Raw genomic sequence first — 20328 nt, 5'->3', positions numbered from 1 at the left:
CGGGGAATTCATTGATTGTGTATCAGGATAACGCGTCACACGGGGAAAATGATTGCTTTTTATCCCTCAAGAAACCCAGAATAGACACAATATTCCAGGATAATCACTGAAGGTGCAATTTTATGTCAACTTCCGACAAGTCGCTTGTTAAAATCGACAAGATTGACCGAAATATCCTCGAGCAGTTGCAACAGAATGGCTCGCTGACAAACCAGGAGCTGGCAGACAAAGTCGGTCTTTCACCCTCCCCTTGCCTGCGACGGGTCCGCGCACTGGAGGACGCCGGGATCATAGTTCGGCAGGTAACAATCCTTGATCACAAAAAGCTGGGACTGTCCCTTACGGCGATCATACTCATCGGCATGGACCGGCACACCCCCGAACGCTTTGCCACGTTCGAGCGGCAGGTAGGTGAATACCCCGAAGTTCAGGAATGCTACCTGATTACCGGCCAGGACGCCGATTACATGCTCAAGGTGGTGGTGCCGGATATGGATCACTATCACCACTTTCTGCTAAATCGCATCACCCGCATCCAGGGCGTCAGTGGTGTGCACTCCAGCTTTGTGTTGAGGCGGGTGATTGACAGCACGGCCCTGCCTCTGGGGTATCTGTCCTGACTCGCTAACGGATGAGCTCAGCCAGATAGGCCCGGGCCATGCACTTGAGTTCACTCACCATCGAACGGGCCTGATCGTCCGGCAGGGTCGCCGCCAGCCTGAGAACGGTTCCGGCCGAGCGGGGCAACATCAGGCTCGCCGTCCAGCGACGATCTTCCGGAATGCGGGGACAGACATCCTGCAAACGGTTATCAAGGTCACGGGCATGGCTGTATAGCTCGCGGATATCCAGGTCCCGCAATTCGGGCATCGATTCCACCCCGCTCCAGATCACGGAATAGGCCGGTTCGGTGCGATAAAACTCATAGAACAGGTCGATCAGAACGTCCACGGCATCCACCAGTTCCAGGGTCTCGAGGCGCTCCCTCAACGCCGTCTCCATGCGCTCAACATGCCCTTCTGCAATGGCCTTTACGATGGCAGCCTTGTTGGGAAAGTAACGGTAGAGGGAGGCGAGAGACATGCCTGACTGACGGGCAATTGCGGACATACTGGTGGCGTCGACACCCACCTCGTGGAAAATCGCTGCTGCATGGCTGAGAATGCTATTCACGCGCTCTCGGCTTCTGGCCTGAACGGGCTGACGACGAGGCGTGATATCCACGGTTTCTTCGGTCATATCTCCTGCTTCAGTTGCGGTTATACGGTAAAGCATAGCTGCCCGTTACATGGGCGACCAGTTTCTCCTCGTTTGCCTGCCCGGAGAGCAAGCGCACTTCGCAAAAAGCAAGGCGGCGCCCCATCCGCAGAACCCTCGCCTCCCCGATCAGGTCGTCCGGTGCCGGCTTATGCAGAAAATTGATCGACAGGTTGCTGGTCACCGCCATTTCAACCTGGCCAATGGCGGCCATCACCGCCGCATACATGGACGCATCCGCCAGGGCCATTTGCACCGGCCCAGACAGCGTACCACCGGGGCGAATCAGGCGTTCCGAGAACACCAGGCGGGTGCGGGCAAACCCGTCCTCACGCGCCTCGTCGACGGTAAATCCGATATCCTCGGCCATGGGCACACCGGCCCGGATAACGGCCTCGACTTCTACTGCGGTCAGTGTCATTCGCTGCTCTCCCAATGTCCATCTGTACCTCGTGGTAATCGCTCCGTACAATAGCGAGCACGACAGGATAAATAAAGAACCCTTTCTCAACTGCTTACGGATAACACAATGCGAGCAAGCCGCTACCTGATTGCCACCCAAAAAGAAACGCCTGCCGATGCCGAGATCATCAGCCATCAAATGATGCTCCGGGCAGGAATGATCCGAAAACTGGCCTCCGGCCTCTACTCCTGGCTGCCAATGGGATTGAGGGTGCTTCGCAAGGTTGAACGCATCGTGCGCGAGGAAATGGACAAGAGTGGCGCACAGGAAGTCCTGATGCCCGCGGTGCAGCCGGCGGAGCTGTGGCAGGAGTCCGGGCGCTGGGAACAGTATGGCGGTGAACTACTGCGGATGAACGACCGCCATGGTCGCGATTTCTGCTTCGGGCCCACCCACGAGGAGGTCATCACCGATCTGATCCGCAACGAGCTGAAAAGCTACAAGGAATTGCCCGCGAATTTCTACCAGATCCAGACCAAGTTCCGCGATGAACGACGTCCCCGGTTCGGCGTGATGCGTGCGCGGGAATTCATCATGAAGGACGCTTACTCGTTCCATGTGAATGCGGAATCATTGAACGACACGTATCAGGTCATGCATAGCACCTACTGCGCCATCTTTAATCGACTGGGTCTGGATTACCGCCCCGTCGAGGCGGACTCAGGCGCTATCGGCGGAAGCGCGTCCCACGAATTCCATGTGTTGGCCTCATCCGGTGAGGACGCCATTGTGTTCAGCACCGACAGCGACTATGCCGCCAACATTGAGAAAGCCGAAGCCGTTGCGCCTGCCGGAGACCGCTCATCGCCTTCCGAAGAAATGGCGGAGGTGGCCACACCAGAGCAACGGACCATAGAGGCCGTTGCCACGTTCCTGAAGGTAGACGCCAGTCGCTGCGCCAAGACCTTGCTGGTCAAGGCCGAAGAAGACGACAACGGCCACAGTGGTTTGATTGCCCTGATTCTGCGGGGAGATCACACCCTTAATGAAATCAAGGCAGAAAACCTGCCCGGTGTCGCTGAACCGTTGACCATGGCCACCGACGAGGAAATCGAACAGATGGTCGGCTGCAAGGCCGGCTCCATCGGCCCCGTGGCCCTGCCGGTGCCCGTCATTGTCGATCGCAGTGCGGCGCACATGGTGGACTTTGTCTGCGGCGCCAACAAGGAAGGCTACCACCTGACCAGTGTGAACTGGGAGCGGGATGTAGCACTGGCCCGCGTGGAAGACCTGCGCGATGTGGTCGAGGGCGATCCCAGCCCGGACGGCAAGGGCACCCTGGAAATCCGGCGCGGCATCGAAGTTGGCCACATTTTCAAGCTGGGCAACAAATACAGTAAGGCAATGAACGCCACGGTACTGGATGAAAACGGCAAAAGCGCCACCCTGGAAATGGGCTGCTACGGTATCGGTGTCTCCCGGATTGTCGCCTCGTCTATTGAGCAGAACCACGACGATAAGGGCATCATCTGGCCCGATGCCATTGCCCCGTTTGAGGTGGCCATCGTGACACTGAACGGCCAAAAATCCCCGGCGGTGATGGCTGCCGGCGAAAAGCTCTATGAGCAGCTTCGCCAGGCTGGTTTTGATGTTCTTCTGGATGACCGGAAAGAACGACCGGGCGTGAAGTTCGCGGATATGGAGTTGATCGGCATTCCTCACCGGTTCGTGGTGTCCGAGCGGGGCCTGGCGGCAGAAACCCTGGAATACAAGGGCCGCCGTGACGAAGACAAGCAGGATATTCCGCTGGCCGAGGCACTCCCCTTCCTGATCAGTGCCTCCCCGCGCAACGGCCTTTAGGTCAGCACGCAACGAGCGTGATCGGTTCAGGCCTGCCCTATGGGCATGAACCGATCACGCCCGGCTCCATTTCCAGCGCAATACCGAAGCGGGCTTCAACATCTTCCCGGATACGGTTGGCCAATGCCAACACGTCCTGGCCACTGCCATTCGAATGGTTCACCAGCACCAATGCCTGACGGTTATGGACGCCAACCCTTCTATTACGGTACCCCTTCCAGCCACACTGGTCGATCAGCCACGCAGCCGCCACCTTGGCATTGTCATCACCGGGGTAGCCAGCGATCTCCGGATGCTTCTGCTTCAGCGATTCCCAGGTTTCCAGTGGTACTACCGGGTTCTTGAAGAAGCTACCGGCATTTGGGAGCTGTTCCGGATCAGGCAATTTGCGACGACGAACCGCCATGACGGCATTGGCCACATCAAGGGGAGCAAGATCGTTCGGGTCCTGCCCATCGAAATAGTCGCGGAGGTCACGGTAATCCAGTGAAAATGGGCGGGTGCGGGCCAACCGTAGACGAACCTCAGTGATGACGTAACGCCCGGGTTCATGCTTGAACACGCTGTCGCGATAGCTGAAATGGCACAGGCTGTTGGTCAACACCACTTCGTTGCCAGTGTGCCGATCCAGAGCCCGGATATCCACCAGGGTGTCCTGCAACTCAGTGCCATAAGCCCCGATGTTCTGAACCGGTGCTGCCCCGACGGTGCCGGGAATCAGCGCCAGGTTTTCGATGCCCCTGTAGCCGGCTGAGGCCGCGTACAACACACTTTCGTGCCAGTTTTCACCAGCACCCAGTACCAATGTGGCCTCGTCGCCATTTACCCGCTCCCAGCACCGGCGGGCGATGGCGATACGAATCACCAGCCCCGGGAAATCGCCGGCAAACACCAGATTGCTGCCGCCTCCGAGCAGGAGCGGTTCAACCGACGTTTCCGATGCCCACTCCAGCGCTCTCCGGAGCGCCTTGACAGAGGTTACCGACACAAAGTACCGCGCTCTCGCCTCGATACCAAGACTGTTCATGGCCCCCAGGGACACGTTCTCCCTGATCTCCCCGGAATGGGTCACACCAACCGCTCCCGGATATGATCAAGAAGGCCTTCACTAGCCTCGGTGATCAGGTCAAGTACGTGTTCGAAACCCTGATCGCCACCGTAGTATGGGTCCGGCACTTCCTCTTCACCAGACCGACCAAATCTCAAAAACAATGCCGGCTCGGTCCCGCCATGTCGCTGCCAGATATCCCTGACATCCGCGAGATTCTGACGGTCCATCACCAGCACGTAATCGAACCGGCCCAGATCCGGCGCCTGGAACTGGCGGGCCCGGAGATCGCTGATATCGATTCCGCGCTTGCCCGCGGCGGCCATGGCGCGTCCGTCCGGGGCCTTACCCACATGCCAGTCGCCGGTGCCGCAGGAATCGATGGCAATGCGACTTTCGAACCCGGACTGCTGAACCACCTGGCGAAAGACACCTTCTGCGCTGGGCGAACGGCAGATGTTGCCAAGACAGACAAACAGTACGTTTACTTCCGGCTTCATGGGTGTCCTGCCCCCTTTTGTCTGGTAATCATGATTTGCCGCAGACGCTCTAGATCCTCGGCGGTATCCACGCCCGCGGGTGGCATCCGGCACGCTTCTTCGACGTGAATGCGGGCGCCATTGTAGAGTGCCCGCAGCTGTTCCAGGGATTCAGTGACTTCGGTCGGGGCTGGCGCCCAGGTCACGAAATTCCGCAGGAGGCTGACGCGGTAGCCGTAGATGCCAATGTGACGATAGTAATTGCTGTCTTCCGGTAGCGGCCGCGCCGCGGCGGTGTCGCCACCGTCCTGCCACGCATCCCGGGCCCAGGGAATCGGCGCCCGGCTGAAGTAGTGGGCCATGCCCCGGTTATCGAACACCACTTTCACAACATTGGGGTTGAACACACTGGTTGCGTCCGGAATCCGCTCGCAGAGGGTGGCGATGGCTGCATCGGGATGGGCTTCGAGGTTTTCCGCCACCTGGTCGATCAGTTCCGGTGGGATCAAGGGCTCATCCCCCTGAACATTGACAACCCGGTTGTCCGGGCCAAACCCCAGCTTTCGGGCCACCTCTTCCAGACGGTCCGTACCGCTGGCATGGTTGGCGGAGGTCATCACCACTTCTGCACCGAAGTCGGCACAGGCGGCCTCGATGCGTTCGTCATCGGTGGCGATCACCACACGACCAGCCTGACTTTCACACGCCCGCTCATAGACATGCTCAATCATCGGCTTGCCGGCAATGTCTGCCAAGGGCTTGCCAGGCAACCGAGTGGAGGCATAACGTGCCGGGATAACGACGGTGTAGGACATACAGGCTTCCTGTCAGCGTTTGTGGAGTCGCTCGTCGGTCGTCAGCGTCCGGGCTTCGGCGGCGAGCATCACCGGTATCCCCTCGCGAATCGGAAAGGCCATCGCATCCTGATAGCAGACAAGTTCGGTTTTGGCATCGTTCAGCTTCAGGTCACCTTTGCATACCGGGCAGGCCAGCAGGGCCATCAGTTTTTTATCCATGGTGCGGTTCTCACAATGTCATTGTATCCAGCGATTGGTTGCAGTCATTGACGCGGGCCACGAACGCCTCGGCAAACGCTTCGGGGAGGCTCGCCGTGACAGCCAGGGCCCAGGTGTTGTCCGGGGCAATCCCACGACACTTGACCGCATCCTTGGCGGTCATCACCAGCCATTCGCCGTCTTCGGAGTGCAGGTCGGCGGTCGTAAAACGATGATGGTCCGGCAACGCAAGAGGCCTGACCTGAGCCCCCAACGCCATCAGTGTATCGAAAAACCGGCCGGGATTACCGATTCCCGCCACAGCCCTCACGCGCCGGCCCTCAAGGCACTCCGGAGACAGCACTTCCCCGGTCACAAGGTTTCGCAGCTCAGTCGGCGCCAGCGTCATGTTGAACTGGTGCTCATGCTCGAGCTCGTCGAGAAGGCCACCATTGGTGATCACGAAATCGACGGATTCCAGCCGCGTCAGAGGTTCACGCAAGGGGCCAACAGGGATCAGGGCGCCGTTGCCGACACCACGGGCCGCATCGAAGACGGCAAGTTCAATATCCCGGGGAAGCCGATAATGCTGGAGCCCGTCGTCGCACACCAGAATGGTACCCAGCCCTTGCTCCAGTGCCCATAGGGCACCCCGTCTGCGATCCGGGTCCACCACAACCGGGCATCCCGATTGCGCGGCCAGCATTACCGGCTCGTCACCGGCGATCCTGGCGTCGGTGTCAGCGTTGACCAACAGCGGATAGCGATCAGACTTGCCACCGTAGCCACGGCTCAGGATCACTGGCTGCCACCCCTGGTCCTTCAGCAGACTGGTGAGAGCGGCCGTCAGCGGGGATTTTCCTGTGCCCCCGGCGGTGATATTGCCCACCACCACCACGGGAACCGGAATGCGTTCGTTCATCGCCTGCCAGGCCCGGCGGCGACGGTTTTCAGAAATGGTGCGGTAGAGCCAGACCAGCGGATACAACGGCCACAGGGGGCGCCTGCCGCTGTACCATACCCGCTCCACCAGCGTAGTCATGCCTGCTCGCTGAACTGCATCTGGTGGAGCTGGGCGTAGGCGCCATCCTGGGCCAGCAATTCATCATGACGACCGGACTCGACAATTCTGCCGCCATCCATCACCAGGATGCGATCCGCCTTTTCAATGGTTGATAGCCGGTGGGCAATGACCAACGTTGTACGACCCTGCATGACGGTTTCCAGTGCATCCTGTATGTGCCGTTCCGATTCCGTATCGAGGGCCGATGTAGCCTCGTCCAGGATCAGCACCGGTGCGTTCTTCAGCAGGGCCCTTGCAATGGCCAGTCGCTGGCGCTGGCCGCCGGAAAGCATCACGCCGTTGTCACCAATCATGGTATCCAGACCTTCCGGCATACGCTCGATGAACTCCAGCGCATGGGCCTTGGCCGCTGCATCAGTGATTTGCTCGCGACTGCAGTGGCGGAGTGCGCCATAGGCAATGTTGGCCGCAATGGTGTCGTTGAAAAGAACCACGTTCTGGGTCACCAGCGCAATCTGTGAGCGCAGGGCTTCCAGGCTGAATTCTTTCAGGGAGTGGCCGTCCAGACGGACATCCCCACCGGTGTACTCGTAGAAACGAGGCAAAAGACTGACCAGTGTCGACTTGCCACTGCCCGAACGCCCGACCAGGGCAACACTCTGACCGGCGGGTATGTTCAGGGAAATATCCTTGAGAACGTCGTCCAACTGGTCACGATAGCGGAAGGACACGCTTTCAAATTCAATGTTGCCGTTAACCCGTTCCGGCGCGTAGGTGCCCGGATCGTGTTCCGGTTCCTCGTCCATGGTTCCGAAGACGTCGTGGGCAGCGGCAACGCCACGCTGGATCTTGGCATGTACGGACGTTACCTGGCGAATAGGCTTGGCCATGGTTGTTGCGGCGGTAATGAAGGCCACAAGCTGGCCGGTACTCATTTCGCCACGGATCTCCGGCGCCAGCATGGTCCACACCAGTGCCGCGATGGCAATCGCCACCAGCACCTGGATAACCGGGATGCTGATGGCCTGGGTGGAAGCCATCTTCAGGCTCTGCTCCAGGTTTTTCTCACTGACCTTGCGGAAGCGGTCGCGCTCATAGTGCTCGCCGCCAAAGGTACGAACCACCCGATAGCCACTGATGGACTCGGAAGCCGCATGGGTAATATCGCCCATCGACCCCTGGATACGTTTGCTGATTTTGCGGAAGCGCTTACTCGCGTAGCTGACCACCAGGGCAATCAACGGCCCCACGGCCAGGAATACGAGGGTCAACTTCCAGTTGGTGTAAATCATAAAGCCCAGCAGACCCAGGATGGTAAGCCCTTCCCTGAGGGTGATGGTCACGGCGTTGGTCGTGGCATCTGCCACCTGCTCAACATTGTATGTGATCTTCGAAACCAGACGGCCGGAAGCGTTCTCATCGAAATAGCGGGACGGCAGGCTCAGCAAACGGTCGAAGACTTGCTGGCGCAGAGCGTTAATAACCTGCCGCCCAACGTAACTGATGAAATACTGGCTCATGAAGGTGCCGACACCGCGAAAGGCAAACACACCGACAATCAGCAACGTCAGCAGAATCCGGTTCTTGTCGGTGGGGTTTTCCAGTGCCGTGATGACGTATTCCATCGCCGCAGCCATACCGGTGGAGGCCGCTGCGTAGATGATATTGCCAACCACGGCGAGCGAGAACGCCAGCCAGAAAGGCTTTACGTAAGCCAACAGGCGTTTGTAGGTTCCCCAGTTGGATGCCGGCTGGTGTGACTCTTCGGCTGTCGACGTGGCGTCACTCACTGCCTTCCGCCTCTCGTTCGGTGGTGATGCTGAGTTTGGCAAAACCAAGACGACCCGCCACATCCATGGCACGCACGACGAACTCGTGAGGGGTACGGGCATCCGCGGTGATGATGAACGGCAGAGACGTGTTGTCCTGTGCCAGTTCACTAACCGCCCTTTCCAGGGTTTCCCGACGATTATTCACCAGGGTTCGGTCGTTGAGGATGTACTGGCCCTCGGCGTTGATGACCACATCAATCAACTCCGCCTCGGATTCCGACCGCTCACCGTTGGCTTCCGGCAATTCGATATTGAGGTGGCTCTCACGGGTAAACGTGGTGGACACCATAAAGAATATCAGCAGCAGGAAGACCACATCGATCAGTGGCGTCAGGTCTACCCCGACTTCCTGACTTCTCTGACGCTTGAACTTCACAGTGTTCAGGCTCCTTCCACGTCAATTTCGCGGTCGCCATGCACCACTTCCACAAGCTTGATGGCTTCCTGCTCCATGCCGACAACCAACTCATCGACACGTCGAATAAAGTAACGGTGGCAGATCAGTGCTGGTATGGCCACGCTCAGGCCCGAAGCCGTCGTAATCAGTGCTTCCGAAATGCCCCCGGCCAGATTACCGGCATCGCCTACACCGGCGAGCTGGATCTCTGCAAACACCTTGATCATGCCGATCACGGTCCCGAGCAGGCCCAGGAGAGGCGTAATGGTCGCAACGGTCCCGAGGGGGTTCAGGAAACGTTCCAGTTCATGAATGACCTGACTCGCCTCGTGCTCAATGCTTTCCTTCATGATCTCGCGACCATGTTTGGCATTCATCAACCCGCCGGCCAGGATCCGCCCCAGGGGAGACGACCCCTGCAGTGCCTTGAGCTTGCGCCCGTTAAGCTCCTTTTTCTTGATCCACCGCCACAGTTCGTTGATGGTGTGCTGAGGCGTTACCCTGGACGGTCTGAGCGTCCAGAAGCGCTCTAGAATGATGGCAAGGGCAAGAATGGAACAGGCAAGAATCGGCACCATGAGGATGCCACCGGCTTTCAAAAGCTCGAACACGCTTGGTCTCCCTGATTGTTTACAAGCCGCGCTACTTTAGCATAGCTGCCGGTGTAGGCCACACCCGGAATGTCACGGTTTTTACACTCTGTTCAGGGAGTTTCGGGTTTACGAATCCAGAACGGGGTCGCGGCCCTTGCCTTTGTGGTTATCACTCCACCCGGCTCCAGAACCAGCCTGATCGCGCCGGAGGTAGCGGTATTGGCGATATCGCTGCCAACGGACTGATACCGTTCAACCACGTCTGCATGGGGATGACCGAAACGGTGCCGGTAGCCAGCACTGACTACGGCGAGATTCGGAGCCATCCGGGCGACCCAAGGTTCCGATGAGGACGTTTTGCTGCCATGGTGGGGTGCCAGCACAACCCGATAGCGGTCGGTATCATTCCGATAATGGTCGGCCCGGGCCATAAACTCCTCTTCCACCCGGCGGGTTATGTCGCCAGGCAACACCACCTCAACGGGCGGGACAACCGACGATACTGTCAGCACACAGGACGCGTCATTACCCTCAACCCTGCCCCGGCTTTGCCAGAGTTCCAGCTCCAGATCGCCCATCTTGACATCCACCTGGCCAGAACAGGGCTCAACCATTACGCCTACGGGCAACTTGTCTGCAACTCTCCCGGGTTCGCCGGTAACAACCCGCCCGACTTTGAATCGCTCGAAAAGCAATGGCAGCCCTCCGGCGTGGTCACCATCGCCGTGGCTGATTACCAGGGTATCAATGCGGCGTACGCCCAGAGCATTCAGATTGGGAATCAGCACCGACTCCACCGACGAGTAGACACCCTCCAGTGCCGGGCCAGTGTCGTAGAGCAGCACCCGGTCCCGCTCGCGAAGCAGGACGGATAGCCCCTGGCCGACATCCCATACCCAGATTTCAGGGTGGGCGACCGTCTCGTTCGTCCCCTCCATCCCCTCGCCCCGAAACACGATCATGGCAATCCATAACGACGTGACACAGGCAGCCGCCTTCCGAAACCCGTTGAAAGGGACCAGCAGAGCCACCAGAACCACCAAGGAAAATCCCGCAACCTGCAATGGGGCGGGCACCGTCAGCACAAGATCAACGTTCGCGAGCCAGAAAAGCCCCTGCCACAGAACCCCAAAAACGGCATCCAGCACGCCAATCACCAGGGCATCGGCAGAGGGGAGCAATACCAGTACAAAAGCTCCCACGACCAATAACGGCATGACCACCAGCGATACCCAGGGAATGGCAAACAGGTTGGCTACCAGACCGAGCACAGGCTGAGGCTGCCCCAGGGTGGATAATATCGGCCAGAGCCCGGCAAAGACGGCCACTTGGGCCAGCAATAGCCCCGTGAGCCAACCAGTCCTGCCAACACGGAGGGCAAACAGCAACACCAGAACCATCACGGCGCCGAAAGAAAGCCAGAACCCCTGGTCCAGGGGCGAAAACGAATCACTTAACAACACCAGGGCCAGCGCGGTCAGCAGCCCCGTAAAAACCCCGGTTTGCCGGGCGCCAACGAGAACCCACCCGGCGATGATGACCATAATAAGCGCCCGTCTGGTGGGCACGGAGAACCCGGCCACAAGCGCATACCCGATGCTCGCACTGGCGACCACAAGGAAAACCTGGATTCTTAGTGCCGCAGGCGATACTCGACGTTCAGGAAGACAAAGCAGCAGGCGGCGGCACAGGAAGCCTGCCCCAGCGGCAATCAACCCCAGATGCAGACCCGAAATAGCAACCAGGTGAATGGTTCCGGTAGCTTTCAGAACGTCCCAGTGTTCGGGCTGCATATGCCCGCGGTAGCCCATCATCAGGGACGTTATTAATGGGAAATGGCGCGCATCAGACAGCCTGCCCGAGACAGCGTCCACCAGTTCTCCCCGCCAGCGGTGATACCGGCAACGAAACGGGCACTCAAGGTGGTCTGAGCGGGAAAGCTCGCGGACTGTGCCGGTGGCACCAAACCCCTTCCGATACAGCCAGGATTCGTAGCGGAACCCCTCCGGATTCACGGCACCGTGGGGGCGCTTGAGCGCAACCGTGAGTATCAGCCGATGACCGGGCCTGGTCGTGGCCTCATCGCCGTACCAGGCGAGTCGCAACCGATCCGGCAAATCCTCATCGGAAAAGGTACTGTCGCCTTCGGGCAGATGCCATTGAGTCACGCAAAAGGCGAAACGGACGCTACGGAAGCTGCCTTCGGATGGGACATCACAAAGATACCCCGAGACGTCCAGTTCCAAGCCTTCCAGTGTCGTCGGTAGCACCGACTGCTGCCGGCCGTCCGCTTGCAGCGCCGCCCAGGCCAGGCCAACAATCCCACCAGCAAGCAGGACTGCGACCGCCCTGAACAGCGGAGACCTGGCGAGAAGTATCGCGACAAACGGGATAGGTGTCGCGGAAATCAGCCAGTGCAAAGGTGGCAAGACCGCCAAGCTATACAGTAAGATAACGCCGCAGGCGAAGCCCACGAGGCCGACCCTGGCCATAAAACTTCCGGACAATCCTTGTCCTCCTGATAGTTGGTCAATTCCGGGAGCCGCCATACCCCGGAACCATTATCCCGAGCAGGCAGAACTTCCCAATGCCAAAGAAGTTCATGAAACGCTATCTACCAACGCCGGAACGGGTGCGCTCGATCGAGTCGCTGCACTTCCTCGGAGATATCCTTCATGAACCCAACTTGTGGCACATCAATCGCCACAGCGTCGCCAGGGCGTTCCTGGTCGGTATTTTCCTGACATTTATACCGATGCCGTTCCAGATGGTTGCCGCTGCCTTCTTCGCCATCTGGTTCAACGCCAACCTGCCGCTTTCGGTAGTGCTCGTCTGGATCAGCAATCCGGTGACCATGCCACCGATGTTCTACTTCAATTACAAGATTGGAGCCTGGATACTGGACAGACCGGTACTGAACTTCGAGATCCAGTTGTCCTGGTCGTGGCTCAGCGGCCGCCTGATGGATATCGGCATCCCTCTCTACCTGGGCTCGGTACTGGTGGCCACCTGCTCGGCCTGCCTTGCCTATCTGGTCATTCAATTCCTGTGGCGGCGCAAGGTCCGCAGCGACTGGCGGGAGCGCCAGCTACTTCGAATACGCCACCGCCGGGCCACCCGCAAGTCCAAGCCGGGCGCCGACGCCCATCAAAGCTCCTGAAACAGTTCACCCTGCTCCAGCCGAAGCACCCGCCCCAGGCTCCTGGCCATGGCCATATCGTGGGTGACCAACACGAACGCAATGCCAATCTGGTCCCTGAGCGACTCGATAAGCTCGCGGACGCTTTCCCCGGTCTGCTCATCCAGATTGCCAGTGGGCTCATCCATCAAGACGCACTCGGGCTCGTTCACCAGGGCGCGGGCAATCGCCACCCGCTGACGCTCACCACCAGACAGTTCTCCGGGTTTATGCCCCAGACGCGCGCCTAACCCGACACGTTCGAGAATGGCGGTTGCCTGTTCCGAGGCCTGGCGAACGCCACGGCCACCCAACGCACCCGGCATCATGACGTTTTCCAGGGCCGAAAATTCCGGCAACAGATGATGGAACTGGTAAACAAACCCCAAGTGACGATTGCGAAAACGCGCCCGGCCGGATTCGCTCATCCGGTGAATATCCTGCCCGCAGATATCAATATGACCCGAAGAAGGTTTATCCAGCCCCCCGAGCAGGTTTAGCAGCGTGGTTTTGCCAGCACCACTGCTGCCAACAATGCCTACCGATTCGCCGGCCGATACCTGAAGCGAAATGTCCGAGAAAATCGTCAGCTTTCCCGGCCCTTCGTTATAGGTTCTGGTTACTTTTTCGCAGTTGATCACCAATGACCTGTCATCGTTCATGGTTGCTGAATCACTCATATCGCAGGGCCTCTGCCGGGTCGACGCGGGATGCTCTCCACGCTGGATAGATCGTTGCCAACAGACTCATGGCGAGGCCGGCACCACTGATGATCCACACGTCCTGCCATTGCAGCTGGGACGGCAGATAACTGATGAAATAGACGTCTGCACTCAGGAACTGATGCCCCATAAAGGCCTCCAGCCAGGCAATAAACCCGCTGATGTTGTAGGCACCCAGAATGCCCAGCGCTGTGCCCACCAGGGTGCCGGTAATGCCAATCACCGCGCCCTGAACCATGAAGATCCGCATCACTCGCCCGGGTGTGGCGCCCATCGTGCGCAGGATAGCGATATCGGCTGTCTTGTCGGTAACCACCATCACCAGTGTCGACACAATGTTGAACGCGGCCACAGCGACGATGAACATCAGCAGCAGGCCGATCATGGTCTTCTCCATGCGGATGGCCTGGAACAGATTGCCATGGGTTCGGGTCCAGTCAGATATGAAGTGGCGACCGCTCAGCTGGCGCGCAACTTCTTCTGCCACTTTCGGAGCCTGAAACAGATCGTCCACCAGAAGGCGCACGCCCTGGGCTTTGCCGTCGGTGCGTATGAGCTTTGATGCATCATCCATATGAATCAGGGTGTAGTTGCCATCCAGTTCCGCCCCGACGCTGAATACGCCCTTGACCGTGAATCGCTTCAGTCGCGGCAATACCCCGGCTGGAGTTACCGATGCTTCCGGCAACACCACGGTGACCCGATCACCCAATTGCAGGCGCAGGCTGGCGGCCATCTGCCGGCCAATAATGATGCCAAACTCTCCGGACTTCAGATCGTCCAGCCCGCCTTCGATCATATGGTTTTCAATGATGGAAACGCTCCGCTCCTGCTCTGGCAGTACACCATTGAGCATGACGCCGCGAACGTCACCGCCACCCGTGACCATGCCCTGCCCCTGAATAAAGGGCGCTGCAGCGATCACCGATGGGTGTTGCTCTACTTTCCGGTCCACTTCCTGCCAGTCATCAAGATCAGGGTTACCCTGGATCACAGCGTGAGGCACCATGCCCAGAATCCGCTGCTTGAGCTCACGGTCGAAACCATTCATCACCGACAACACGATGATGAGGACAGCCACGCCCAGCATCAGGCCAATCATGGAGGTCAGGGAAATGAACGAAATGAAGTGATTACGTCGTTTGGCCGCGGTGTACCGCAAGCCGACATACAGTGATAAGGGTCTGAACATTGGGAGGAGCCTGTCGCTGCCTTCTGGTCTGTCGAAAATCCTGCGGCGATACGGACCGTCAGGAAGCTGCTAAACTGCTATCAGGAAACAATAATACCGCGTTATGGAGCCCAGATGTCTGAAACGACACCCGACAATAACCCGGCGAATAATCCTTCTGATCGCAGGGACTACTTTCGCATCAGTGACCATATTGGCCTGGAAATCCGAACGCTGGGTCCTGGTGAAGCTAATCGGGAAAACCCCTTTAACGGCAATCACATGGAGAGCCTGCGTTCGGAATTCAGACGCCTGGACCAGGATGTCAGGGCACAGCTCGCCAACCTGGCAGAACGTGACCGCCTGCTGACCTCGCTGATCAAGTCTCTGAACGGGAAGCTGGATACGTTGGCGCGCATTATGGCCTTTGAGCAAAATCCGTTGCAACCTGGGGACTGGCAGGACGTCACACTCAGTGAAGGCGGACTGTCGTTCCACAGCTCCACCAACCGTTTTTCCGCCGGTGACCAACTGGCCCTGAGAATGACGCTGCCACCGGAGCTGTTTCAGCCAGTGGCGACTGCCAGAGTCATCGACGTTGTACCTGACAAAAGCGGCGGTGGCAGGGTTCATACGGAATTTACCGACATTCAGGACAGCGACCGACAGCAAATCGCCCGCCACGTGATGCGATGGCAGATCCGCCAGCGACAGAAAGAGTAAACGGTCCACAAATCATCGAATTCGGGCTGACTTTTGTTAGTCTTTGGTGGATATTACGTTTTATCAATGTCTGGCGAGTACCATCCACGGCACTTTCCAGATTTTCCAGGCAACCCCGTTCAATCGGATACGACGATCCCAGGGAGTAAGTCACTGATGAAAAACCGCACCATAAAAGCCGTTTGCGCCACCGCAGCCCTCTCAGGACTGGCGGTAGCCCCGCTTGCCACCGCGGTGGCGGAAGAGGTTCGGGTTCCAGTGATGTCGCAGGCTGAGCGCGGCGCACAGGAAAACCTTCCACGTACTGGCATGAGTCAGTCCAGCGTTCGCAACGGCTGGGGCAACCCGATCCGCACCTCCGGGCCTGTGGGCAACCCACCCATATCACAATGGCACTACGCGGATTTTGTCGTGTACTTTGAAGCCGATCGGGTGATCCATGCGGTGCTGAAGCCCAGCCGCTAAAAAATCCTCTGCATATCCTGACGCAACCCCGCTCGTTCGTTAGAATGGCGGCTTTTGGATAAGGTGTTCACAACTTGACTTCCAGACCTGTGATGCCCGCCGAGTGGGCACCCCAAAGTGCCATCATGCTTACCTGGCCCCACCCCGGAACGGACTGGAGCGACATCCTTGCCGATGTCGAGCCGGTGTTTATGGAGATCGCGCAGACCGTCTTGCGCTTTCAGCACGTATTACTCAGCTGTGAGCATGTTTTCCGTTTGCAGGAGCTGGAAAGGGAACTTAATCAGTTCGCTCAGGAGAACGGTTTGCCCGGCCGCGTTGCGGCCGTTCCTGCCCCGGCAAACGATACCTGGGCACGCGACCATGGGCCCCTAGCCATTAGCCGTGGCGAGGGCCACGAATTACTGGATTTCAGGTTCAATGCCTGGGGCGGAAAATTCCCTTGGGAAAAGGACAATGCCCTGAACAGCCACCTGTCGAATTTTCGCAGCTTTGGCACGACACCGCTGATACCGGTCGACTTCGTTCTCGAGGGAGGCTCTATCGAATCCGATGGTAAAGGTACCTTGCTGACCACCAGCGAATGCCTGTTGACGCCTTCCCGCAATCCATCCATGGATCGAGCCGGTATTGAACACCTGCTGTCGGAAACACTGGGCGCCGAGCGCATCCTCTGGCTGAACCACGGCTACCTTGCCGGTGACGACACTGACAGCCATATCGACACCCTGGCGCGCTTTTGCGCCCCCGACCATATCTGTTACGTGGCCTGCCCGGACGTCAGCGACGAGCACTACAGCGCCCTGGCGGCCATGGAGGAGGAGCTGCAGCAATTCCACCAGGCTGACGGCCAGCCCTACCGCCTGACCCCGCTGCCCTGGCCGGATGCCATCCATGACGAAGACGGCGAGCGCCTTCCCGCAACCTATGCCAATTTCCTGGTCATCAACGGCGCCGTGCTGGTACCGGTTTACGGGGTGCCTCAGGATGAAGACGCCTTGGCCACCCTGTCGAACGTTTTCCCTGAGCGGGAAGTGATTCCGGTGAACTGCCGACCACTGATCACGCAGGGAGGCAGCCTGCATTGCGTCACCATGCAGATACCGGCAGGGGTTGTAGGCGCATGACTCAGATTCCTCAATCCGCCGATCTGGCCATTGCCGCCATTCAGCAGCAATGCAGCGCTGACAAGGATACCAGCCTGGCAACCAGCGAACGTCTGATCCGCCAGGCGGCTACGGACGGCGCCCAACTCGTCGTCCTGCAGGAATTGCACGCCACGCTCTACTTTTGCCAGACCGAAGACACCTCGGTATTCGAACTCGCCGAGCCGATTCCCGGCCCGACCAGTCGTCGGCTATCCGCTCTGGCGGCGGAACTTGGCATCGTTCTCGTCGGGTCTATCTTTGAACGGAGAATGAACGGCGTCTACCACAACACGGCCGTCGTTTTTGAGCGGGATGGAAACATCGCCGGCCTCTACCGCAAGATGCATATTCCCGACGATCCCGGCTTCTACGAAAAATTCTATTTCACCCCGGGCGACGCCAGCTTCAACGACGGCCGCAACGGCTTCACCCCCATTGACACCTCCGTGGGTCGGCTGGGTGTGCTGGTGTGTTGGGACCAGTGGTATCCAGAAGCCGCCCGCCTGATGGCCCTGGCCGGCGCAGAGGTATTGATCTATCCCACGGCCATTGGCTGGGACGTCACCGACGACCCGGAGGAACAAGCGCGCCAGTTGGATGCCTGGGTAACCGTTCAACGCGGCCATGCGGTTGCGAACAACCTTCCGGTCATCGCGCCAAACCGAGTCGGCACGGAACCAGACCCTTCAGGCAACTCTGACGGCATTCGTTTCTGGGGCAACAGCTTCATCTGCGGCCCCCAGGGAGAATTCCTGGCCCGTGCCGACGACAAGTCGGAAACCCTACTGTCCGCCACCATTAATCGCTCTCGCAGTGAATCGATTCGTCGCATCTGGCCGTATTTCAGGGATCGGCGCATCGACGCCTACGGTGACATTCTCAAGCGGGTAAGGGACTAAGCACTTCATGAAAAAACTGACCGACACGGTTATCCGCGAGTTAAACAGCATACTGCTGGGCAAGGATCACCAGGTACGGCTTTCACTCTGCGGCTTGCTGGCCAAGGGCCACCTGCTGATTGAAGACATTCCGGGAATGGGCAAAACCACCCTGTCCCATGCACTAGCCAAGGTCATGGGCCTGACCTACCAGCGCATCCAGTTTACCAATGATCTGTTACCGGCGGACGTGCTTGGTTTTTCCATGTACGACAAGCAGGCGGGCAGCCTGGTGTTCCATCCCGGACCGATCTTCGCGCAGGTTGTCCTGGCTGATGAAATCAACCGCGCGTCTCCCAGAACCCAGAGTGCATTGCTGGAAGCCATGGAGGAACGGCAGGTTTCGATCGAAGGCGAAACCCGCCCCCTGCCCCACCCGTTCTTCGTTATCGCCACACAGAATCCCATCGAGCAGGGAGGCACCTACCCGTTACCGGAATCCCAGCTTGACCGGTTTCTGATGCGCATACGGCTGGGCTACCCCGACCCGCGCGCCGAACGGGAACTGCTGGAAGGTGAAGACCGCCGGGTCATGACCGACAGACTGCAATCACTGCTTTCTTCGGAAAACCTGCAAACCCTCCAGGACGCCGTCAACCGGGTGTCCACCAGCCCGGCGCTGCTGGACTACGTACAACGCCTGCTGGAACAGAGCCGGCGCATGCCCGGCCTGCTGTACGGCCTGTCGCCCAGGGCGGGTCTCGGCCTGGTCCGCGCCGCACGGGCATGGGCCCTGATGGATGGGCGCCACCATGTCCTACCGGACGACATCCAGGCGGTCTTTCCGGCGGTCGCCGAACACCGCCTGGAACAGGGCGAGTCCGGAAAGAGCGCGGAGAGAGTAAGGCAACTTCTGACCTCCGTCTCTGTCATTGAATAGATAGCATCACTTAATGGAATGAATTGGGCAAAACAACTGGAAACCAATCCTGTTCATGTTAGCCTTTTGCCCTTTTCCTCCGGGCCAGCCCCCGGACCAACGTACCGATTACGTGAAAACGCGGCCAGCGCAACACGTCCAGATTCGTTAGCGAGAGAACCACAATGAGCGAAACCAAGCACTCCAGACTGATCATCCTAGGCTCCGGCCCCGCCGGCTACACCGCTGCCGTCTATGCCGCCCGTGCCAACCTGAAACCCACGCTGATCACCGGTATCGAAGTGGGCGGACAGCTGACCACCACCACCGACGTGGACAACTGGCCGGGCGACAACGATGGCGTACAGGGCCCTGAGCTGATGCAACGTATGCTCAAACACGCGGAGCGCTTCGAGACCCAGGTGGTCTACGACACCATCAACGAAGCCGACCTGCGTAACCGTCCCTTCCGCCTCAAGGGTGACAGCGGCGAATACACCTGCGATGCATTGATCATCGCCACTGGCGCCTCCGCCATGTACCTGGGCCTGGACTCGGAAGAAAAATTCAAGGGCCAGGGCGTCTCCGCCTGCGCCACCTGCGACGGTTTCTTCTACAAAAAACAGAAAGTCGCCGTCATCGGCGGCGGCAACACCGCCGTCGAAGAAGCGCTGTACCTCTCCAACATCGCCGACGAAGTCACCCTGGTACACCGCCGCGACAGCCTGCGTGCTGAAAAAATCCTGCAGGACAAACTGTTCGAAAAAGCCGAAAACGGCAACGTCAACATCATCTGGGACCACACCCTGGACGAAGTCCTCGGCGACGGCACCGGCGTCACCGGCATGCGCATCAAAAGCACCAAGGGCGAATCCACCCAGGAAATGGACTTGGCCGGCGTCTTCATCGCCATCGGCCACAAACCCAACACCGACCTGTTCCAGGGCCAGCTGGATATGGAAAACGGCTACATCAAAATCCGCTCCGGCCTGGAAGGCATGGCCACTCAGAGCAGCATCCCCGGCGTCTTCGCCGCCGGCGACGTAGCCGACCACGTCTACCGCCAGGCCGTGACATCTGCAGGCTTCGGCTGCATGGCAGCGCTGGACGCGGAAAAGTTCCTCGACCAAGACTAAGCTTAACTGAGGACCTTATTCGGGAATGGCCCAAGGCAGGCAACTCCCTGGCCCGAAAAGGCGGGTGGAACCGGATGTCTGAAACTGTGCGGAGCCATGG

At 58.9% G+C, this 20328-nt stretch carries 22 protein-coding genes; 9 read left to right on the top strand and 13 right to left on the bottom strand.

Going from position 1 to position 20328, the window contains the following annotated elements; translation table 11 throughout:
* Nucleotides 1-122: 122 nt before the first annotated feature.
* Nucleotides 123-620: an Lrp/AsnC family transcriptional regulator gene (locus B2590_RS12425; RefSeq protein WP_199446983.1), complete on the top strand. Its 498-nt coding sequence runs from the start codon at nt 123-125 to the stop codon at nt 618-620.
* 4 nt (nt 621-624) lie between these two features.
* Here B2590_RS12425 and B2590_RS12420 read toward each other — a convergent pair whose 3' ends face one another.
* Nucleotides 625-1239, bottom strand: coding sequence for a TetR/AcrR family transcriptional regulator (locus tag B2590_RS12420; RefSeq protein ID WP_286810323.1), 615 nt, complete (start codon nt 1237-1239; stop codon nt 625-627).
* Nucleotides 1240-1249: 10 nt separating this feature from the next.
* On the bottom strand, nt 1250-1678 hold the full coding sequence (locus tag B2590_RS12415) for a PaaI family thioesterase (protein WP_286810324.1): 429 nt from the start codon (nt 1676-1678) through the stop codon (nt 1250-1252).
* Nucleotides 1679-1786: 108 nt separating this feature from the next.
* Between B2590_RS12415 and B2590_RS12410 the strand changes: the two genes are divergently transcribed.
* A complete protein-coding gene (locus B2590_RS12410) occupies nt 1787-3520 on the top strand; it encodes a proline--tRNA ligase (protein ID WP_286810325.1) in 1734 nt (577 codons plus the stop codon).
* A gap of 37 nt (nt 3521-3557) precedes the next feature.
* On the opposite strand, the gene murB is transcribed toward B2590_RS12410, so the two are convergent.
* From murB to B2590_RS12365, 9 genes are all read right to left on the bottom strand, one after another.
* The gene (murB, locus tag B2590_RS12405; RefSeq protein WP_286810326.1) at nt 3558-4592 is read right to left on the bottom strand and encodes a UDP-N-acetylmuramate dehydrogenase; all 1035 of its coding nucleotides are present in this window, start codon (nt 4590-4592) and stop codon (nt 3558-3560) included.
* The gene (locus B2590_RS12400; RefSeq protein ID WP_286810327.1) at nt 4589-5068 is read right to left on the bottom strand and encodes a low molecular weight protein-tyrosine-phosphatase; all 480 of its coding nucleotides are present in this window, start codon (nt 5066-5068) and stop codon (nt 4589-4591) included. The genes murB and B2590_RS12400 overlap by 4 nt, the downstream gene beginning before the upstream one ends.
* Nucleotides 5065-5862, bottom strand: coding sequence for a 3-deoxy-manno-octulosonate cytidylyltransferase (gene kdsB / locus B2590_RS12395; RefSeq protein ID WP_286810328.1), 798 nt, complete (start codon nt 5860-5862; stop codon nt 5065-5067). The genes B2590_RS12400 and kdsB overlap by 4 nt, the downstream gene beginning before the upstream one ends.
* A gap of 12 nt (nt 5863-5874) precedes the next feature.
* A complete protein-coding gene (locus tag B2590_RS12390; RefSeq protein WP_286810329.1) occupies nt 5875-6063 on the bottom strand; it encodes a Trm112 family protein in 189 nt (62 codons plus the stop codon).
* Between the two features lie 10 nt (nt 6064-6073).
* Entirely contained in the window at nt 6074-7084 is a 1011-nt protein-coding gene (lpxK, locus tag B2590_RS12385) for a tetraacyldisaccharide 4'-kinase (protein WP_286810330.1), read from the bottom strand.
* Entirely contained in the window at nt 7081-8856 is a 1776-nt protein-coding gene (gene msbA / locus B2590_RS12380; RefSeq protein ID WP_286810331.1) for a lipid A export permease/ATP-binding protein MsbA, read from the bottom strand. Before msbA ends, lpxK begins: the two co-directional genes overlap by 4 nt.
* Nucleotides 8849-9274 carry an ExbD/TolR family protein gene (locus tag B2590_RS12375; protein WP_036205324.1) on the bottom strand — a complete coding sequence of 142 codons (426 nt, stop codon included), beginning with the start codon at nt 9272-9274 and terminating at the stop codon, nt 8849-8851. Before B2590_RS12375 ends, msbA begins: the two co-directional genes overlap by 8 nt.
* A gap of 5 nt (nt 9275-9279) precedes the next feature.
* A complete protein-coding gene (locus B2590_RS12370; RefSeq protein WP_007155358.1) occupies nt 9280-9906 on the bottom strand; it encodes a MotA/TolQ/ExbB proton channel family protein in 627 nt (208 codons plus the stop codon).
* Between the two features lie 92 nt (nt 9907-9998).
* The gene (locus tag B2590_RS12365) at nt 9999-12380 is read right to left on the bottom strand and encodes a DNA internalization-related competence protein ComEC/Rec2 (protein WP_286847952.1); all 2382 of its coding nucleotides are present in this window, start codon (nt 12378-12380) and stop codon (nt 9999-10001) included.
* A 95-nt stretch (nt 12381-12475) separates the two neighbouring features.
* Between B2590_RS12365 and B2590_RS12360 the strand changes: the two genes are divergently transcribed.
* Nucleotides 12476-13048 (top strand): DUF2062 domain-containing protein, encoded by a 573-nt coding sequence (locus tag B2590_RS12360; RefSeq protein WP_036205322.1) that lies wholly within the window; start codon nt 12476-12478, stop codon nt 13046-13048.
* Here the strand turns inward: B2590_RS12360 and B2590_RS12355 are convergent.
* Both B2590_RS12355 and B2590_RS12350 read right to left on the bottom strand, forming a co-directional pair.
* Nucleotides 13036-13746 carry an ABC transporter ATP-binding protein gene (locus B2590_RS12355; RefSeq protein WP_036205321.1) on the bottom strand — a complete coding sequence of 237 codons (711 nt, stop codon included), beginning with the start codon at nt 13744-13746 and terminating at the stop codon, nt 13036-13038. The two genes, B2590_RS12360 and B2590_RS12355, sit on opposite strands and share 13 nt — an antisense overlap.
* On the bottom strand, nt 13739-14980 hold the full coding sequence (locus B2590_RS12350) for a lipoprotein-releasing ABC transporter permease subunit (protein ID WP_036205320.1): 1242 nt from the start codon (nt 14978-14980) through the stop codon (nt 13739-13741). Before B2590_RS12350 ends, B2590_RS12355 begins: the two co-directional genes overlap by 8 nt.
* A 114-nt stretch (nt 14981-15094) precedes the next feature.
* Between B2590_RS12350 and B2590_RS12345 the strand changes: the two genes are divergently transcribed.
* The 6 genes from B2590_RS12345 (at nt 15095) to trxB (ending at nt 20228) form a co-directional block, all read left to right on the top strand.
* Entirely contained in the window at nt 15095-15682 is a 588-nt protein-coding gene (locus B2590_RS12345) for a PilZ domain-containing protein (RefSeq protein ID WP_036205319.1), read from the top strand.
* A gap of 156 nt (nt 15683-15838) precedes the next feature.
* A complete protein-coding gene (locus tag B2590_RS12340) occupies nt 15839-16147 on the top strand; it encodes a hypothetical protein (RefSeq protein WP_036205318.1) in 309 nt (102 codons plus the stop codon).
* A 92-nt stretch (nt 16148-16239) separates the two neighbouring features.
* The gene (locus B2590_RS12335; protein ID WP_286810334.1) at nt 16240-17274 is read left to right on the top strand and encodes an agmatine deiminase family protein; all 1035 of its coding nucleotides are present in this window, start codon (nt 16240-16242) and stop codon (nt 17272-17274) included.
* The gene (locus B2590_RS12330) at nt 17271-18194 is read left to right on the top strand and encodes a carbon-nitrogen hydrolase (RefSeq protein WP_075196223.1); all 924 of its coding nucleotides are present in this window, start codon (nt 17271-17273) and stop codon (nt 18192-18194) included. The genes B2590_RS12335 and B2590_RS12330 overlap by 4 nt, the downstream gene beginning before the upstream one ends.
* A 7-nt stretch (nt 18195-18201) precedes the next feature.
* A complete protein-coding gene (locus B2590_RS12325; RefSeq protein ID WP_036205316.1) occupies nt 18202-19113 on the top strand; it encodes an AAA family ATPase in 912 nt (303 codons plus the stop codon).
* A 164-nt stretch (nt 19114-19277) separates the two neighbouring features.
* On the top strand, nt 19278-20228 hold the full coding sequence (trxB, locus tag B2590_RS12320) for a thioredoxin-disulfide reductase (RefSeq protein ID WP_041334269.1): 951 nt from the start codon (nt 19278-19280) through the stop codon (nt 20226-20228).
* Nucleotides 20229-20328 lie beyond the last annotated feature (100 nt).

This window comes from Marinobacter sp. UBA3604, from assembly GCF_002375325.1.
Taxonomy (GTDB): Bacteria; Pseudomonadota; Gammaproteobacteria; order Pseudomonadales; family Oleiphilaceae; genus Marinobacter; species Marinobacter salarius.
Note: the sequence above shows the minus strand (reverse complement) of the source record. Positions and strands in the feature narration are given on the sequence as shown.

Bases quoted from the DNA above. Each gene is read 5' to 3' on its own strand.
- B2590_RS12425 (WP_199446983.1), top strand. From the start codon at position 123: ATGTCAACTTCCGACAAGTCGCTTGTTAAAATCGACAAGATTGACCGA.
- B2590_RS12420 (WP_286810323.1), bottom strand. From the start codon at position 1,239: ATGACCGAAGAAACCGTGGATATCACGCCTCGTCGTCAGCCCGTTCAG.
- B2590_RS12415 (WP_286810324.1), bottom strand. From the start codon at position 1,678: ATGACACTGACCGCAGTAGAAGTCGAGGCCGTTATCCGGGCCGGTGTG.
- B2590_RS12410 (WP_286810325.1), top strand. From the start codon at position 1,787: ATGCGAGCAAGCCGCTACCTGATTGCCACCCAAAAAGAAACGCCTGCC.
- B2590_RS12400 (WP_286810327.1), bottom strand. From the start codon at position 5,068: ATGAAGCCGGAAGTAAACGTACTGTTTGTCTGTCTTGGCAACATCTGC.
- kdsB (WP_286810328.1), bottom strand. From the start codon at position 5,862: ATGTCCTACACCGTCGTTATCCCGGCACGTTATGCCTCCACTCGGTTG.
- B2590_RS12390 (WP_286810329.1), bottom strand. From the start codon at position 6,063: ATGGATAAAAAACTGATGGCCCTGCTGGCCTGCCCGGTATGCAAAGGT.
- lpxK (WP_286810330.1), bottom strand. From the start codon at position 7,084: ATGACTACGCTGGTGGAGCGGGTATGGTACAGCGGCAGGCGCCCCCTG.
- B2590_RS12365 (WP_286847952.1), bottom strand. From the start codon at position 12,380: ATGGCCAGGGTCGGCCTCGTGGGCTTCGCCTGCGGCGTTATCTTACTG.
- B2590_RS12360 (WP_036205322.1), top strand. From the start codon at position 12,476: ATGCCAAAGAAGTTCATGAAACGCTATCTACCAACGCCGGAACGGGTG.
- B2590_RS12355 (WP_036205321.1), bottom strand. From the start codon at position 13,746: ATGAGTGATTCAGCAACCATGAACGATGACAGGTCATTGGTGATCAAC.
- B2590_RS12350 (WP_036205320.1), bottom strand. From the start codon at position 14,980: ATGTTCAGACCCTTATCACTGTATGTCGGCTTGCGGTACACCGCGGCC.
- B2590_RS12345 (WP_036205319.1), top strand. From the start codon at position 15,095: ATGTCTGAAACGACACCCGACAATAACCCGGCGAATAATCCTTCTGAT.
- B2590_RS12340 (WP_036205318.1), top strand. From the start codon at position 15,839: ATGAAAAACCGCACCATAAAAGCCGTTTGCGCCACCGCAGCCCTCTCA.
- B2590_RS12335 (WP_286810334.1), top strand. From the start codon at position 16,240: ATGCCCGCCGAGTGGGCACCCCAAAGTGCCATCATGCTTACCTGGCCC.
- B2590_RS12330 (WP_075196223.1), top strand. From the start codon at position 17,271: ATGACTCAGATTCCTCAATCCGCCGATCTGGCCATTGCCGCCATTCAG.
- B2590_RS12325 (WP_036205316.1), top strand. From the start codon at position 18,202: ATGAAAAAACTGACCGACACGGTTATCCGCGAGTTAAACAGCATACTG.
- trxB (WP_041334269.1), top strand. From the start codon at position 19,278: ATGAGCGAAACCAAGCACTCCAGACTGATCATCCTAGGCTCCGGCCCC.